Source organism: Exiguobacterium sp. UBA7533, from assembly GCF_002479335.1.
Taxonomy (GTDB): Bacteria; Bacillota; Bacilli; order Exiguobacteriales; family Exiguobacteriaceae; genus Exiguobacterium_A.
In genome coordinates this window covers 190,433-206,177 of sequence record NZ_DLMP01000003.1, presented here as the reverse complement: position 1 = coordinate 206,177, position 15,745 = coordinate 190,433, and the positions used below count along the sequence as shown (strand labels likewise).

At 47.6% G+C, this 15,745-nt stretch carries 18 protein-coding genes; 16 read left to right on the top strand and 2 right to left on the bottom strand.

What is annotated here, in order from left to right; all coding sequences use genetic code 11:
* The first annotated feature begins 3 nt into the window (after positions 1 to 3).
* On the top strand, positions 4 to 426 hold the full coding sequence (gene mntR / locus B2U10_RS06570; RefSeq protein ID WP_035398709.1) for a transcriptional regulator MntR: 423 nt from the start codon (positions 4 to 6) through the stop codon (positions 424 to 426).
* 148 nt (positions 427 to 574) lie between these two features.
* On the top strand, positions 575 to 1,102 hold the full coding sequence (gene hpt / locus B2U10_RS06565; protein WP_035409112.1) for a hypoxanthine phosphoribosyltransferase: 528 nt from the start codon (positions 575 to 577) through the stop codon (positions 1,100 to 1,102).
* Positions 1,103 to 1,158: 56 nt separating this feature from the next.
* Here hpt and B2U10_RS06560 read toward each other — a convergent pair whose 3' ends face one another.
* Complete coding sequence (locus tag B2U10_RS06560; RefSeq protein ID WP_035409109.1) at positions 1,159 to 1,560, bottom strand: SA1362 family protein; 402 nt, start codon at positions 1,558 to 1,560, stop codon at positions 1,159 to 1,161.
* Between the two features lie 20 nt (positions 1,561 to 1,580).
* The gene (locus B2U10_RS06555; RefSeq protein ID WP_056060219.1) at positions 1,581 to 2,513 is read right to left on the bottom strand and encodes a DUF1385 domain-containing protein; all 933 of its coding nucleotides are present in this window, start codon (positions 2,511 to 2,513) and stop codon (positions 1,581 to 1,583) included.
* A gap of 156 nt (positions 2,514 to 2,669) precedes the next feature.
* Between B2U10_RS06555 and aroQ the strand changes: the two genes are divergently transcribed.
* The 14 genes from aroQ (at position 2,670) to recN (ending at position 15,745) form a co-directional block, all read left to right on the top strand.
* The gene (gene aroQ / locus B2U10_RS06550) at positions 2,670 to 3,098 is read left to right on the top strand and encodes a type II 3-dehydroquinate dehydratase (RefSeq protein WP_035409105.1); all 429 of its coding nucleotides are present in this window, start codon (positions 2,670 to 2,672) and stop codon (positions 3,096 to 3,098) included.
* A gap of 14 nt (positions 3,099 to 3,112) precedes the next feature.
* Positions 3,113 to 4,177 (top strand): M24 family metallopeptidase, encoded by a 1,065-nt coding sequence (locus B2U10_RS06545; protein WP_035409103.1) that lies wholly within the window; start codon positions 3,113 to 3,115, stop codon positions 4,175 to 4,177.
* A gap of 35 nt (positions 4,178 to 4,212) precedes the next feature.
* A complete protein-coding gene (efp, locus tag B2U10_RS06540) occupies positions 4,213 to 4,779 on the top strand; it encodes an elongation factor P (protein ID WP_023467577.1) in 567 nt (188 codons plus the stop codon).
* A 168-nt stretch (positions 4,780 to 4,947) separates the two neighbouring features.
* Positions 4,948 to 5,397 carry an acetyl-CoA carboxylase biotin carboxyl carrier protein gene (gene accB, locus B2U10_RS06535; RefSeq protein WP_290786439.1) on the top strand — a complete coding sequence of 150 codons (450 nt, stop codon included), beginning with the start codon at positions 4,948 to 4,950 and terminating at the stop codon, positions 5,395 to 5,397.
* 15 nt (positions 5,398 to 5,412) lie between these two features.
* Entirely contained in the window at positions 5,413 to 6,765 is a 1,353-nt protein-coding gene (accC, locus tag B2U10_RS06530; protein WP_035409099.1) for an acetyl-CoA carboxylase biotin carboxylase subunit, read from the top strand.
* A gap of 123 nt (positions 6,766 to 6,888) precedes the next feature.
* Entirely contained in the window at positions 6,889 to 7,290 is a 402-nt protein-coding gene (gene nusB, locus B2U10_RS06525) for a transcription antitermination factor NusB (protein ID WP_035409747.1), read from the top strand.
* 71 nt (positions 7,291 to 7,361) lie between these two features.
* Positions 7,362 to 8,195, top strand: a complete 834-nt coding sequence (gene folD, locus B2U10_RS06520) for a bifunctional methylenetetrahydrofolate dehydrogenase/methenyltetrahydrofolate cyclohydrolase FolD (RefSeq protein WP_081780391.1) — start codon at positions 7,362 to 7,364, stop codon at positions 8,193 to 8,195.
* Complete coding sequence (gene xseA, locus B2U10_RS06515) at positions 8,192 to 9,514, top strand: exodeoxyribonuclease VII large subunit (protein ID WP_290786436.1); 1,323 nt, start codon at positions 8,192 to 8,194, stop codon at positions 9,512 to 9,514. The genes folD and xseA overlap by 4 nt, the downstream gene beginning before the upstream one ends.
* A 2-nt stretch (positions 9,515 to 9,516) precedes the next feature.
* Positions 9,517 to 9,738 carry an exodeoxyribonuclease VII small subunit gene (xseB, locus tag B2U10_RS06510; RefSeq protein WP_023467583.1) on the top strand — a complete coding sequence of 74 codons (222 nt, stop codon included), beginning with the start codon at positions 9,517 to 9,519 and terminating at the stop codon, positions 9,736 to 9,738.
* Positions 9,735 to 10,604 (top strand): polyprenyl synthetase family protein, encoded by an 870-nt coding sequence (locus B2U10_RS06505; protein ID WP_056060223.1) that lies wholly within the window; start codon positions 9,735 to 9,737, stop codon positions 10,602 to 10,604. The genes xseB and B2U10_RS06505 overlap by 4 nt, the downstream gene beginning before the upstream one ends.
* 118 nt (positions 10,605 to 10,722) lie before the next feature.
* Positions 10,723 to 12,609: a 1-deoxy-D-xylulose-5-phosphate synthase gene (gene dxs, locus B2U10_RS06500; protein ID WP_056060225.1), complete on the top strand. Its 1,887-nt coding sequence runs from the start codon at positions 10,723 to 10,725 to the stop codon at positions 12,607 to 12,609.
* A 6-nt stretch (positions 12,610 to 12,615) separates the two neighbouring features.
* Positions 12,616 to 13,422: a TlyA family RNA methyltransferase gene (locus B2U10_RS06495; RefSeq protein WP_035409090.1), complete on the top strand. Its 807-nt coding sequence runs from the start codon at positions 12,616 to 12,618 to the stop codon at positions 13,420 to 13,422.
* 154 nt (positions 13,423 to 13,576) lie between these two features.
* A complete protein-coding gene (ahrC, locus tag B2U10_RS06490) occupies positions 13,577 to 14,026 on the top strand; it encodes a transcriptional regulator AhrC/ArgR (protein ID WP_035409088.1) in 450 nt (149 codons plus the stop codon).
* A 12-nt stretch (positions 14,027 to 14,038) separates the two neighbouring features.
* Positions 14,039 to 15,745, top strand: coding sequence for a DNA repair protein RecN (recN, locus tag B2U10_RS06485; protein WP_035409085.1), 1,707 nt, complete (start codon positions 14,039 to 14,041; stop codon positions 15,743 to 15,745).

Genomic DNA, 15,745 nt, shown 5'->3' with positions numbered 1-15,745 from the left:
GTCGTGCCAACTCCGAGTATGGAAGATTATTTGGAACAAATTTATAAGTTGATTGAAGATAAGGGATATGCCCGTGTATCGGATATTGCGGAGTCATTAGGTGTACATCCTTCGTCTGTGACGAAGATGGTACAAAAGCTCGACCGCGAGACCTATCTCGTTTATGAAAAATATCGGGGGCTCATGCTGACGCCTAAAGGACGTAAGATTGGGAAGCGTCTTGTAGAACGACATGCATTGCTTGAAGATTTTCTTCGTCTCGTTGGTGTGGATGAGGAATTGATTTACAAGGATGTCGAAGGAATCGAACACCATATTAGCATCGAAGCATTGGATAAAATCAATGGGATGATTCAGTTCTTTGCGGAACGTCCTGGTCTGAAAGAAGAGTTACATCGCTATCAACAAGCCCATCCAGAGGATTGAGGCTTGTTTTTTTATATAATTTCTTATTAGATACACTTAAACACGAACAATCCATTATAATTTCATGGTAAAGTACGCATTATGAGGTAGATATGCTATACTGATCCTGAAAATGGACGAAGGGGGTGACGGGTGTTCGCACCTTGTCATGGAAATCACGATTAAAGAAAAGTTAGTGTCGGAATCACAACTGAAAGAAAAAGTTCGTGAGTTAGCACAGCAGATCGAAGCAGATGCGGCAGGACGTCAAATCGTTCTCGTCGTCGTATTGAAAGGATCGATGGTTTTTGCTGCGGATTTGATGCGCGAAATCAAAGGAAGCGTCCAAATTGATACGGTTGCGTGCTCTTCTTATGGTACAAAGACCGTTTCTTCAGGTCGTGTTCAATTGAAGAAGGACCTCGATCTCGATGTTCAAGGAAAATATGTCGTCGTCATCGAAGATATCATTGATACAGGACGGACGCTTCATTTCCTATGTGATCATATGAAATTGCATCAGCCAGGCGTCCTGAAGGTGTGTACGTTACTTGATAAACCGGCACGTCGTGAAGTAGAACTCGATGCGGACTATGTCGGGTTCGAGATTCCGGATTACTTTGTTGTCGGGTACGGGATTGATTGTGCTGAAGAATACCGCAATCTTCCTTACATCGGTTGGGTCGAAACGGAGTGAAAAATAAGGAGGTTCGTCATAGGCGACGAACCTCCTTAATTAATATGCTTTCAACATTAAAAAGCACGTTTTTTCTTTTTGCCTTTTTTTCCTTCAATGACCGTCAGATGAGGCGCTTTCGAACGATCACGTAACGGTCTGACTTTATTCGATGCAGGTGCTTTCGAAGACTTGACTGGTTTTTTCTTGAAGTCTGTCCGGCGAACAGAATTCGAAGGACCATGCATTTTTTTGGATTGAGCGACCGATTTACGGTACTGTGCGTTCGTACCGTTTCCGACGCTTCGATTACGAGTCAGGAACTTAAAGAGTAAGAAGATAATCCCGGCAGTAATGCCGAAGAACAGCAATTGTGAAAACAGACTACTTGGATTATTGACGAGTTTATATCCAAAGCCGACAAAAGCGAACAGTAACACGACGAGTGCGAATGTAGAACCAATGCGTTGTCTGATCATAATATCACCCCTGTTATCGATTAACCCAGTGCATTCTCATGTAGGTTATGTTCCTGTTTTTCTAAGGCTTCAAACGCATAAATCGCAACCTCAATTTGAGCATCATCCGGTTCTTTCGTCGTCAAGTACTGTAACCATAGACCAGGCAAGGCGATAACACGAAGTCCTTTGATATGTTGTGCTTTATTCGTTAGCTGTAAGACTTCAAATGAGAGACCGATGACGACCGGTAATAAAGCAATCCGGCAGACGAGACGCAACCAAAGCGGATCTGTTGGGACGATCAAGTAGACGAAAAAACCGACGATGACGGTGAAAATCAAGAAACTCGAGCCACACCGGTAATGGAGTCGACTGCTAACACGAACGTTTTCGACGGTGAGTGGACGTCCGGACTCGACACAGTTAATGACTTTATGCTCAGCGCCATGGTACTGAAAGAGTCGTTTTACGAGTGGAGTCAAAGAAATCACGTAGAGATAACTAAATAGTAACGTTAATTTAATCACTGCTTCGATGATGTTTTGAACGACATGTCCCGATAAGAGCGGAAACACATCAAACAAAGACGCAAGGAAAGCAGGTAATAGCGTAAAGAGTAATTTCCCAAAGAAAAAGGAAAGAATTCCGACGACAGCCACTCCGAGCCATTTCGTCAATGGACTAGCCGTTGACTCTTCCGGTTGTTCTTCACCGGGTTTAACGCCGTAGCGATCACTTGCGAAATTCATGTGACTTGCGCCATTCGCTGAAGACTCCATTAATGCAAAGAGACCGCGCAGGAGTGGAATTCGTTTTCCTTTGGCGATTCGTGGTCGAATCGGTTTTTGTTGTGCAAACGTCTCAATCGACGAATCATTTCGACGAATCGCAGAGACCGCATGGGTCGCATTTTGGAACATGACGCCCTCGACGATGGCTTGACCACCGACCGGCGGATTAGTCGTTTTCATAATAGAACGCATCCCGTCTTCATTAAAATTAGGTGTATCGTCAGTGTACTTGATTTACGACAAAAAAACTATGTTCGACTCGTCAAAACGAGGTAATCTTTAGGAGTCGGAAATCGGGTTATGATACAATGAAAAAGAATTCGAGGAGGTGTTTTTTTGCGTGTCTTGATTTTAAACGGACCAAACTTGAATTTACTCGGAACACGCGAACCGGATACATACGGAACGGCAACGTTAGCTGATTTAGAACACGAGCTTCGCGCTTATTTTCCGAACATTCAGTTTCGGTTCGAGCAATCGAACCATGAAGGACGACTGATTGATGTTCTTCACGAGGAACGAGGGGCGGACGGCATCGTCTTCAATGCGGCTGCCTACACGCATACGAGTATCGCGTTACGTGACGCGATTGCTGCAATCGAAGCACCCGTCATAGAGGTCCATCTATCGAATGTCCATTCACGTGAATCCTTCCGGCATCATTCGATGATCGCACCAGTCTGCAAGGGGGTCATCGCTGGACTTGGCATGACGGGATATCGTCTGGCAACAGAAGCACTCCAAGCTTTACAACAATCGGAATAAGGGGGAAATCAATCATGAAACAACGGATCGAGGCGTTACAAGCAGCTTTAAAGGAACGGGACCTTCCAGGATTACTCGTCACGAAAGCAGAGAACATTCGTTATATTTCCGGCTTCACAGGTTCAAGCGGTGCATGTCTCGTAACAGAAGAGCAAGCGTACTTCGTGACGGATTTCCGTTACACGGAGCAAGCGGCAGACCAAGTCAAAGGAATGGAAATCGTCCAAATTGAACGTTCGATTCCAGAGACAATGGGTGAATTGATGGCAGGGGCACGTGTTCGCGCGGTCGGCGTCGAAAAAGATGCGATGACACTCGGTGCTTTTGAAGCGTATGATCAAGCTTCTTCGATCGAACTCGTTCCGACGACGGGAATCATCGAAAACCTACGCTTGATTAAGGATTCATCAGAGATTAAGATGATTAAGGAAGCGGTGGAGCTCGCAGATGCGACCTTCCAGCATATCTTGACGTACATTCAACCAGGACGGACGGAACTTGAAGTATCAAATGAACTAGAATTCTTCATGCGTAAGCATGGAGCGACGTCTTCTTCTTTCGATACGATCGTTGCATCGGGCTATCGTTCTGCCTTGCCGCACGGTGTTGCCAGTTCGAAGGTCATTGCGACAGGCGAACTTGTCACGCTTGATTTTGGGGCGCTTCTGAACGGTTATGTTTCAGATATCACACGGACTGTAGCAGTCGGTCCGATCAATGCTGAATTGCAGAAAATCTACGATACAGTCTTACAAGCGCAACTAGCGGGTGTTGATGGTTTAAAACCAGGTATTACAGGGATCGAAGCGGACGCATTGACGCGTGATATCATCAAAGAAGCAGGATACGGCGAGTACTTCGGTCACTCGACGGGACACGGCATTGGTCTAGAAGTACATGAAGGACCTGGTCTATCTTTCCGCTCTGAGACGAAACTTGAACCGGGCATGATCGTCACGGTCGAACCAGGTATCTACGTGCCGCAAGTCGGCGGATGCCGAATTGAAGATGACGTCTTGATCACGGAAACAGGTCGAGAAATTCTTTCGTCTTCACCAAAAGAACTGATCACTCTCTAATTCAGAGTGACGGGACATTTTAGGAGGAACCATTCATGGTATCAGTAAACGATTTAAAAACAGGATTAACGATCAAAACTTCAGACGGTATGATTTGGCAAGTACTTGAATTCCAACATGTTAAACCAGGTAAAGGGGCAGCGTTCGTTCGGACGAAAATGCGTAATATCCGTAACGGGAACATCCAAGAGATGACATTCCGCGGCGGTGAGCGTGTCGAGCGTGCGCACATTGAGCGTAACAAGATGCAATACCTCTACCCAATGGGTGAGACATATGTCTTCATGGATACAGAATCTTACGAGCAGTTGGAATTGACGACGGCACAAGTCGAAGCAGCTCTTCCATACTTGCTTGAAAACATGGAAGTTCAAATCGCTGTTTATAACGGCGAAATCCTCGGTCTTGAATTACCTAACACGGTCGTCATGACGATCGTTGAAGCGGAGCCGGGCGTTAAAGGCGATACAGCTTCGAACGTCAAGAAAAACGCGACAGTAGAGACGGGACACATCATTCAAGTGCCACTCTTCATCGAAGCGGGCGAAAAAGTAACGGTTGATACACGTACAGGTGATTTCACAGGTCGTTACAACGGATAAGAACGAAACGACAAGACGTCTTTCACCTTTTGTTAGGTCGAGAGGCGTCTTTTTTCATCCAGCGTGACTTGCATCCAATGGTATGACCAGTTAATATAAGTATTTGAGTAGGCATTAGCACCTGGTATAATAATTGTGAATACAGCATAGATGGGGGAAGAATGACAGATGAAAATCGATCAGTTGAAACAAGTACTCGAAATGCTCGATCAGTCGAGTGTAAACGAACTCACACTTGAGACGGATACGTATAAATTGGAGTTAAAGAAACAAGGAGAGACGGTAACGTTCTCACACCAAGCACCCGCTGCACCGGTAGCAACACCTGCTCCTGTGAAACAAACAGCAGCACCTGTTGAAGAAGAAGCAGTCGCTGACGATACGATCACAATCAATGCGTTAATGGTCGGGACGTTCTATTCTCGTCCAAATCCGGATAAACCGGCATACGTCAAAGTCGGGGATCAGATCGAAGTCGGTCAAGTCGTCTGTGTCCTTGAAGCAATGAAACTCTTCAATAACTTAAACTCGGAAGTATCTGGAACGGTCGTCGAGATTCTTGTCGCCGATGGAGATCTCGTTGAATTTGGTCAACCACTCTTCCGGATCCGTCCGTAAGCGGGGGTGAACAGCATGGAAAAATTATTGATTGCCAACCGTGGAGAAATTGCCGTCCGCATCATTCGAGCGGCAAAGGAACTTGGAATACAAACCGTTGCTGTCTACTCGACGGCGGATAAGGAAGCGTTACACGTTCGCTTAGCAGATGAGGCATATTGCATCGGTGAAGCAAGTTCTGCTTCATCCTACTTAAACGTTACGAACATCCTTGCGATCGCAACAAATCGTCAAGTCACGATGATCCACCCGGGTTATGGTTTCTTAGCTGAGAACGTCGATTTTGCCGAGATGTGTGAAGCGTGTGGGATTAAGTTCGTTGGTCCGACGTCGGATGCGATTCGTCAGATGGGGATCAAGGATGTCGCGAAAAAGACGATGATCGAATGCGGTGTACCCGTCGTGCCTGGTTCAGATGGAACGGTCACAGACGAAGAAGCGGTCGCGCTGGCGCAAGAAATCGGTTATCCGGTCATCATCAAAGCGACAGCAGGTGGCGGTGGTAAAGGGATTCGGGTCGCTCGTTCGGAAGAAGAGTTGATCAATGGTCTAAGTGAGACGCGCCGTGAAGCGAAACAAGCCTTCGGAAACGGAGACGTATACTTAGAGCGCTTCATCGAAGAATTCCGCCATGTTGAGGTACAGGTACTTGCTGACCGGCATGGCAATGTCATTCATCTCGGTGAACGAGATTGTACCGTTCAGCGCCGGATGCAGAAACTGATTGAGGAAGCACCATCTCCTGCGGTCAGTGAAGCGACACGGTTGAAGATGGGCGAGGCTGCTGTAAAAGCAGCAAAAGCGATTCAGTATACAGGAGCTGGAACGATCGAATTCATCTTCGTCGAAGAGACGGAAGAATTCTTCTTCATGGAGATGAACACGCGCATTCAAGTGGAACATCCAGTAACGGAGATGATCACAGGATTCGATCTCGTTCAAGCACAACTCCAAGTCGCGCTCGATCATCCACTTGCCGTTAAACAAAAGGATATCAAGTTCCATGGTCATTCGATTGAGTGCCGGATCAATGCCGAAGATCCAGACCATGATTTCCGTCCGTCTGCTGGACGTGTCACACAATACGTGACACCGGGCGGAATGGGCGTGCGCATCGATAGCGCGGTCTATCCAGGGTATATGATTCCACCATACTATGACTCGATGGTCGCGAAATTGATCGTCCATGCGGAAACACGGGAAGAAGCATGTGCGAAGATGGAACGTGCACTGGCTGAATTTTGGATCGAAGGTGTCAAAACGACGATCCCGTTCCACGAACGGGTTCTCAGTCACCCGGTATTCCGTCGTGGTACATTTACGACGAAATTCGCAGAGCGTGAGTTAAAAGGTACGATCGTAAACTGAATCAGGACGGGAGTTTGTGCGACGAACTCCCGTCTTTTTTTGGCGTTCTCTATGTTTTTTAAAAGAGGAATGTGCTAAACTAACTGATTGAGAACGACAAAAAAAGGAGCACGCAAAATCATGATGAAACGACACATGGCACGCGAACTCGCAGTCCAATCTTTGTTCCAAATGGAACTTTCGGATCTGACTGCACAAGAGGCCATTGAATTCGCGGTAGAAGGTAAGGAATACGATACATTCGTCGAGCAATTGGTGAACGGTGTCGAAACGAACAAAGAAACAATTGATCAGCATATTCGAGAAGCGCTCGTCAACTGGTCGTTCGAGCGACTTGGAAACATCGAGCGGACGATTCTTCGCTTAGCCGTCTATGAATTGTTGTTCGAAACGAACATTCCGGTTCGAGTAACGATTAACGAAGCCATCGAATTGACGAAGGCGTTCGCAGATGAAGAAGCAACGAAAATTGTGAACGGTGTTCTTGGTAAAGTGGCACAAGGCGTCGTCAAAGAAAATTCATAAACCGATTTAAAACCGAATAGAGACAAACAGACAGAAGAGTGAATCGAACTTTTTGGGGGAGTGGACAAATCATGGCAGTAGTAATCGATGGAAAACAGGTAGCCCATTCATATCGTATGAAGCTGAAAGAAGAAGTCGCACGTCTGAAAGAACAGCGGATTCAACCGCAATTGACTGTCATCTTGATTGGTGAAGATCCAGCTAGTCAATCTTATGTACGCGGAAAAGAGAAGGCAGCGAAGGAAATCGGAATGGATTCAGAGTTGATCCGACTTCCGGCAGAAACAACGGAATCAGAACTCCTTCATTTGATTGAACGCCTGAACGTAGATGCGAGTGTCCACGGGATTCTCGTTCAATTGCCGTTGCCAGACCATATTGATGAGAGCAAGGTCATTTTTGCGATTTCTCCTGAAAAGGACGTCGATGGCTTCCATCCTGTCTCTGTCGGGAAGATGATGATTGGTGAACCGACATTTTTACCATGTACACCAAATGGTATTCTCCATCTCGTAAAAGAGATGAATGTACCGATCGCGGGTCAGCACGTCGTTGTCGTCGGACGGAGTCAAATCGTCGGAAAACCCGTCGGTATGTTGTTCTTGAATGAATCGGCTACCGTTTCATACTGTCATTCAAAAACTGCAGACCTCGGTGCGATGACACGCCAAGCGGATATTTTGATCGTCGCAGTCGGTGTACCGAAGCTGATTACTGCAGATATGGTGAAACCGGATGCTGTCGTCATTGACGTCGGTGTCAACCGTGTCGATGGTAAACTCGTCGGTGATGTTGATTTTGATACGGTACAAGACGTTGCATCGATGATTACACCTGTTCCGGGTGGCGTTGGTCCAATGACGATCACGATGTTACTGCATAACACGATCGAGGCCGCGCAATGAGTGAACCTCTTCACGTTTCCGATTTAGTCCACTATGTCAAACGTGAACTAGAAGGTGACGCCCTTCTACAACAAGTCCAGGTGGTGGGAGAAGTGTCGAACTTTAAACGACACTCTTCCGGTCACCTTTATTTTACGTTGAAGGACGAACAGTCACGGATGAAAGCCGTCATGTTTGCTCGGGATGCGAGTCGGGTCAAGACAGACATACGCGACGGCATGCGTGTCGTCGTCACGGCACGCTTATCTGTCTACGTCTCTTCTGGAGAAATGCAACTCTATGTCGAACGGATGACGGAAGATGGTGTGGGCGCGTTATACGAGGCGTTTTCTCGCCTGAAAATGGATCTTGAAGAACGTGGTTGGTTTGATCCTGCGATCAAACAACCGTTGCCTGCTTTTCCGGATCGGATCGGGATCATCACATCGCCAAAAGGAGCGGCGCTTCATGACATTGCAACAACACTCCGGCGTCGTTATCCGCAAGCAGCCATCGTCTTCGCGCCGGTTCTTGTACAAGGAGCAGACGCGGCACCCCAAATCAGTCGTGCTATTCAACTGATGAACGAGCATGCTGCCTGTGATGTGTTGATCATTGGTCGTGGTGGCGGTTCGATCGAAGAGTTGTGGGCATTCAATGAAATGTCTGTCGTGACAGCCGTGTTTGAATCACGTATCCCAATCGTCTCTGCTGTCGGACATGAGACTGATTTTACGATCAGTGATTTCGTCGCCGACGTTCGTGCTGCTACACCAACAGCGGCGGCAGAACTTGTCACTCCGGAAGCAGAGGCACTCGTCCGTCGTGTCCAGGATGTAGAGCGACGTTTGGAACGAACGTATACACAACTCCTTAAGAGTAAACAGGAGCAAGTGACACGTCTAGCCGCGAGTTACGGTCTTAAATCGCCACGTGTTTTACTCGGACTAAAGCAGGAACAACTGGACCGGACGGAAATGTTGCTCCAAAAAGAGATGCAGTATATCGTGACTCAAAACCGACAGCAGGTGGAGCGTCTTCACACACGTTTAATGCGAATACCAGTACGTGATCGATTCGTACAACAACGAGCAACGATTGAACAGTCGCGTCGTCGACTCGAAATCGTGCGTCGGCTTTTGCAATCGAAACAACAACAAGTGCGTCATGTGCTCGCGCGACTCGACTCCGTCAGTCCGACGCATGTCCTGATGCGCGGCTATGCGTATGTCGAACAGGATGGACAAATTGTTCGTTCCGCGAAGGCATTAACAGCGTCTTCGTTCGATATCCGATTCCATGATGGAACGGTTCGTGCCAAACGAGAGGATGGGGAGTAAGGATGGAGACGGAACAATCTTTTGAAGAAGCACTAGAACGACTAGAAGAGATCGTCACGTTACTCGAAGAGGGCGAAGCTCCGCTAGAACAAGCGATGGCTCTTTATGAAGAGGGCGTCAAATTGACAGCTCTTTGCCAAGGAAAGTTATCCGTTGCTGAGAAAAAACTCGATCAGATCCTGGAGCAAGATGGTACGCTGCGGGAAAAAGGAGGAGCACAATGATTGCCTTGCATGAATGGAAGACACAAGTCGAAAACAAAATGGCAGAGTTCATGGAGCGACTCGATGCACCCGACCGTTTACGTGACTCAATGCGGTATTCACTTGATGCCGGTGGGAAACGGATTCGTCCGGCCTTGATTTATGCAGTACTCGATGCCTTTTCAATCGACCGCTCAAAAGGAGATGCTACTGCTGCGGCACTTGAGATGATTCATACATATTCGCTGATTCATGATGACCTTCCGGCAATGGACGATGATGATCTCCGTAGAGGTCGTCCGACGAATCATATTGCTTTTGATGAAGCGACAGCGATTTTAGCAGGAGACGCATTGCTCACGAACGCATTCAGCTGCCTCCTTGAGACACCAGCTTCGCCAGAAGTGAAGCTTGCGCTCGTCGAACGATTAGCGGCGGCGGCAGGAGCTTCTGGTATGGTCGGTGGACAACTCGATGATATGCTCGGTGAGCGTGGTGGCATAAATGATGTAGCGGAGCTAGAATCGATTCATCGTCGAAAAACAGGAGCACTTCTCGTCTTTGCGGTCGAAGCAGGCGGGTTGCTCGCCGCGGTTAGTCCGACAGATCTTGAGCACCTGCATCAATATGGTCGCCATCTCGGCATTGCTTTTCAAATTCAAGATGACATCTTAGACGTGACAGGAGATGCTGAAAAAATCGGCAAGCCGGTTGGTAGTGATGAAGAAAATGAAAAAGCGACGTATCCGAAACTCCTCGGTCTTGAAGGTGCGAAACGTGCACTGACAGCTCAGGTGGAAGCAGCAGAACAGGCGATTGAAGCACTATCGGTCGAAGCGACGACACTTAAGGAACTGCTAGACTTCGTGGTCAAGCGTGACCATTAAGCAGGACGACGCATCGTGCGTCGTCTTTTTCTATGCTGACAATGGCGCTCGATAGATTGTTCTAGTACAATGTAGGGTACAAACCCTATAAGATTGTAAGGAAAAGAGGCGGTAAGGTATGAAATTGACAGAAATACAGGATCCGTCATTTTTAAAGCGTATGTCGGTCTCCGAACTCGAAGTTTTCGCAGGCGATATTCGACGCTTTTTGATTGAAGAATTAGCGACGACAGGTGGGCACTTGGCACCGAATCTTGGAGTCGTCGAGTTAACGCTTGCACTGCATCGTGAATTCGACAGTCCAAATGACAAGTTCGTCTGGGACGTCGGACACCAAGCCTATGTGCACAAGATTCTCACAGGACGCGCGAGCCAGTTTGATACGCTCCGTCAGCATAAAGGACTTTGTGGATTTCCGAAACGCAATGAAAGCGTGCATGACGTCTGGGAGACAGGGCATAGCTCGACGTCCTTGTCAGCAGCAATGGGGATTGCTGTTTCAAACGAATTGAGCGGTAAGGATGACCGCGCAGTCGCGATCATCGGTGACGGGGCGTTAACAGGCGGTATGGCCCTCGAAGCATTGAATCACATCGGAGCAGAGCAACAAAACGTCATCGTCATCTTAAATGATAACGAGATGTCGATTGCACCAAACGTCGGTGCGATGCATCAAATGCTAGGACGGATTCGTTCATCGCGAAAAGTACGTTTTGCGCAAGACGAGCTTGAAGCATTGATCAAAAAGATTCCGGTCATTGGCGGACGTTTGGAAAAAGGAAGCGAGAAATTGAAAGAAGCCGTCAAGGGAGCGCTCGTTCCTGGGATGTTCTTTGAAGAACTTGGTTTCAACTATTACGGTCCGGTCGATGGACACGATCTTAATGATTTGATCGAACAGCTCAATTACGTGAAAAAAGAAGAAGGACCTGTCCTGCTTCATGTCATCACGAAAAAAGGGAAAGGTTATCGTCCGGCAGAGTTTGATGGGGTCGGTACATGGCACGGTCTTGGACCATACAAGATGGAGTCCGGCGAAGTCATCAAAGGAAAATCAAAAGCACCAAGTTATTCCTTTACGGTAGCGGATACCTTGACGAAGATGGCACGCGACGATGAAAAGCTGACGTTGATCACACCAGCGATGAGTGTTGGCTCAAAACTCGATTGTTTTGAAAAAGAATTCCCAGAGCGGATGTTTGACGTTGGGATCGCGGAACAACATGCTGTTACGTTCGCAGCTGGTCAAGCGACGCAAGGCATGAAACCCGTTGTATCAATCTACTCGACGTTCTTCCAGCGCGCATACGATCAACTCGTGCATGACGTGGCGCGTCAAAATCTTGACGTAACGTTTACGATTGACCGATCAGGTCTTGTTGGAGCAGATGGAGAGACACACCAAGGGGTCTTCGATATTGCTTTCATGCGCCACGTTCCGAATATTCGAATCGTCATGGCAAAGGATGAGAATGAACTACAGCACTTGCTCTATTCAGCTGTTAAATACGAAGGACCAATCGCCGTTCGTTTCCCGCGTGGCGAAGGACTTGGTGTACCAATGGATGAGACATTGCATGAAATTTCGCTCGATACGTGGGAAGTTGAACGTGAAGGAACAGATGTCGCCATCCTTGCATTCGGACCACAAGTGCAAGACGCGCTCAAAATCGCGGATCTCTTAGCAGGCGAATTATCAGTTCGTGTCATCAATGCCCGGACGATCAAACCGCTTGATGAGAAGATGCTGAACGCTCTTTACGCAGAGGGAATTCCACTTGTGACACTGGAAGAAGCCGTCCTAAAAGGTGGATTCGGATCAGCTGTCCTTGAGCATGCGAACGAGCAGGAAGCATTCCCACGCGTCAAACGCTTCGGTATTCCGGATTGGTATATCGAGCACGGCGGTGTGAATGAGTTGCTGGAAGAAATTGGACTATTACCTGGACAAATCGCAGAAGAAGTACGCGCTTTCGTCAATCAAGGAAAGAAACAGAGTGTGTGACGATTCATGGAAAATGTAAAGAAAATCCGCCTCGACGTTCTTCTCGTCGAGCGCGGTTTGTTTGAAACGCGTGAAAAAGCGAAACGGTCGATCATGGCTGGACTCGTCTTTAGTGGCACGGAACGATTGGAGAAGGCCGGTGAAAAGGTCAAGTCCGATATCGATTTGCACGTTAAAGGTCAGTTGATGCCTTACGTGGGGCGTGGTGGCTTTAAGATGGAAAAGGCACTTCAAGTATTCGATTTTGATGTCACGGGTAAAACAGGTCTCGATATCGGATCGTCGACAGGTGGTTTTACCGACTGCTCCTTACAAAATGGAGCAGCACATATGTATGCACTTGATGTCGGTTCCAATCAGCTGGACTGGAAGCTTCGCTCGGATGACCGCGTGACGGTGATGGAAAAAACGAACTTCCGGCATGCGACACCAGACATGTTCCCTGTCGCGCCGCAGTTTGCGACGATCGATGTCTCGTTCATTTCATTACGTTTGATGCTTCCGCCATTGAAGATGATCCTCGTTGAAGGAGGAGACGTCATGGCGCTCGTCAAACCGCAATTCGAAGCAGGTCGTGAGGATATCGGTAAAAAAGGGATCGTGCGTGATGAGCGGATTCATGTCCGAGTTCTCGATGAGATGATCGAATTCTTCATTCAACAAGGGTTCTATGTCAAGCAGCTCGACTATTCTCCGATTACCGGTGGAGAGGGCAACATTGAGTTCTTGTTGCATGCACGCCTTGGTCAACCAGGGCTTGATCCGTCCGTTCATGCGACGGAGACGGTCAAGCTAGCGCATGCTAGTCTTTAAACGAACAGATGATAACGAAGACGGATCCGGTTCATGGGTCCGTCTTCCTTGTTGTGTGGCACGATGAAAACCGGATAATAAAATGGGAAACGTGGACTTTTGATGATTTATTGGATTACAATAGTAACATCGAAGAATACTGTGAGGTGCAGGAATGACAAAGGGGCAACGGTTGATTAAGATTCGGGAGATCATCACCCAATCAGAAGTAGAAACCCAGGATGAATTGGTAGAGGAATTACGGAATGCAGGATATAAGGTGACACAGGCAACGGTATCACGAGATATCAAGGAACTCCATCTCGTGAAGGTCCCGTTGAATGATGGACGTTATAAATATAGCTTACCCGCCGACCAACGCTTCAACCCACTCGGGAAATTGCGGCGTCTGCTCGGAGATAGCTTCATCTCGATTGATTCTGCTCAAAATCTGATTGTCATGCATGTCCTGCCGGGAAATGCGAATGCAGTCGCTGTCTTACTAGACCATTTGAGCTGGAGCGAACTGCTTGGAACGGTGTGTGGGGACGATACGATCCTATTGATTGCACGAAGTGAGGGACAAGCGAAAGAAGTGACGGAACGAATTTTAGAAATGCTGTAAGGAGTTGACAGGATGCTAGCTGAATTATCGATCAAACAATTTGCGATCATTGACGAGCTACAGATCGACTTTAAAAAAGGAATGACCGTCTTGACTGGGGAAACAGGTGCCGGTAAATCGATCGTTCTCGATGCGATCGGATTATTAATTGGTGGACGTGGATCCGCGGAATTCGTTCGATACGGGGAAGATCGGGCGGAACTAGAAGGATTGTTTCTGATTGAAGACGACCATCTCGTCTATGATCTTGCAGAAGAGTATGGCATCGATATCGAAGACGGATTGATCATCTTGCGACGTGATCTGTTCGCGACAGGAAAAAGTGTCTGTCGCGTCAACAATAAGCTGGTCACACTGACGATTTTACGTGAGTTCGGACGTGTCCTCGTCGATATGCACGGGCAACATGAACATCAGCATTTAATGGACAGTACGTACCATCAAGCGATTCTCGATGACTTCGCGCAAGAGGCGATCGCGCCACTCCTTCAAGCCTATCAGTCCGGTTATCAAACGTATGAAGAAAAACGGACGGCGCTACAATCGCTCGCACAAAGTGAGCAAGAACTCGCCCAACGGATCGATTTGTTATCGTTTCAGACCGAAGAGATCGAGGGCGCAAAACTTCGAGCGCATGAGGAAGATGAGTTACTCGTCGAGCGGAATCGTCTTGCGAACTTCGAGAAGTTATATGCGTCGTTGAAGACAGCCTATGACGCCTTACACGATGAGATGCGCGGCATCGATTCCGTTGGAGACGCGATGCGTGAACTACAACAAGCATCAAGCATCGACGAACAGTTTTCTCAGCAAAGTGACGCGATCGCAAGCGCCTTTTATGGACTAGAAGAAGTCGGTTATGCCATTCGAGATCAACTCGAAACACTTGAGTTCGATTCCAATCGACTCGATGAGATCGAACAACGTTTGTCCGTCTTCCAACAGCTGAAACGAAAATACGGAGCGACGATTGAGGAAGTCATCGCTTACGGTGAGAAAATTCGGATTGAACTTGATACGATGACAAATCGAGATGAACGAATTGAACGCTTAAAAACCGAAGTCGAACAGCTCGAAAGCGAATTGTTTGAAATTGGTGGTCGACTCTCACAACAGCGTCGCAAAGCGGCAGTTCAATTAAGTGAAGCGATTCATTTGGAGTTGCGTGAGCTTTACATGGAGAAGGCGCGGTTTGAAATTCGTTTTCTTCAAGACGGAAAGACACCGATGCTACGCAAGAACGGGATCGACCATGTGGAATTCTTCATCATGACGAATGCGGGAGAGCCATTCAAGTCGCTCGGAAAAGTTGCATCGGGCGGGGAATTATCTCGTATCATGCTTGGACTGAAGTCGATCTTCTCGCGCTCGGTCGGAGTCGCCTCAATCATATTCGATGAAGTCGATACGGGTGTTTCGGGTCGTGTTGCACAAGCGATGGCAGAAAAAATCTATCGTTTGTCGGTAGACGGACAAGTGCTTTGTATTACGCACTTACCACAAGTCGCTTCGATGGCGGATCAACATCTCTATATTCGAAAGATTGAGGAGACGGATCGTACGACGACCCAAGTCAACGTCTTGTCTCAAGCAGATCGAGGGAACGAACTTGGACGGATGATTTCCGGTGCCCATATGACGGATTTGACATTACGGCATGCCGAGGAATTGATGGATCAGGCGAAGACGATGAAAGAATCGCTTAAAAATGGGGTGTAA

Coding starts and splice junctions, on each gene's coding strand:
- efp (WP_023467577.1), top strand. CDS start 4,213: ATGGTATCAGTAAACGATTTAAAAACAGGATTAACGATCAAAACTTCA.
- B2U10_RS06505 (WP_056060223.1), top strand. CDS start 9,735: ATGATTGCCTTGCATGAATGGAAGACACAAGTCGAAAACAAAATGGCA.
- B2U10_RS06560 (WP_035409109.1), bottom strand. CDS start 1,560: ATGATCAGACAACGCATTGGTTCTACATTCGCACTCGTCGTGTTACTG.
- xseA (WP_290786436.1), top strand. CDS start 8,192: ATGAGTGAACCTCTTCACGTTTCCGATTTAGTCCACTATGTCAAACGT.
- dxs (WP_056060225.1), top strand. CDS start 10,723: ATGAAATTGACAGAAATACAGGATCCGTCATTTTTAAAGCGTATGTCG.
- accC (WP_035409099.1), top strand. CDS start 5,413: ATGGAAAAATTATTGATTGCCAACCGTGGAGAAATTGCCGTCCGCATC.
- recN (WP_035409085.1), top strand. CDS start 14,039: ATGCTAGCTGAATTATCGATCAAACAATTTGCGATCATTGACGAGCTA.
- xseB (WP_023467583.1), top strand. CDS start 9,517: ATGGAGACGGAACAATCTTTTGAAGAAGCACTAGAACGACTAGAAGAG.
- nusB (WP_035409747.1), top strand. CDS start 6,889: ATGAAACGACACATGGCACGCGAACTCGCAGTCCAATCTTTGTTCCAA.
- B2U10_RS06495 (WP_035409090.1), top strand. CDS start 12,616: ATGGAAAATGTAAAGAAAATCCGCCTCGACGTTCTTCTCGTCGAGCGC.
- accB (WP_290786439.1), top strand. CDS start 4,948: ATGAAAATCGATCAGTTGAAACAAGTACTCGAAATGCTCGATCAGTCG.
- ahrC (WP_035409088.1), top strand. CDS start 13,577: ATGACAAAGGGGCAACGGTTGATTAAGATTCGGGAGATCATCACCCAA.
- B2U10_RS06545 (WP_035409103.1), top strand. CDS start 3,113: ATGAAACAACGGATCGAGGCGTTACAAGCAGCTTTAAAGGAACGGGAC.
- B2U10_RS06555 (WP_056060219.1), bottom strand. CDS start 2,513: ATGAAAACGACTAATCCGCCGGTCGGTGGTCAAGCCATCGTCGAGGGC.
- folD (WP_081780391.1), top strand. CDS start 7,362: ATGGCAGTAGTAATCGATGGAAAACAGGTAGCCCATTCATATCGTATG.
- hpt (WP_035409112.1), top strand. CDS start 575: ATGGAAATCACGATTAAAGAAAAGTTAGTGTCGGAATCACAACTGAAA.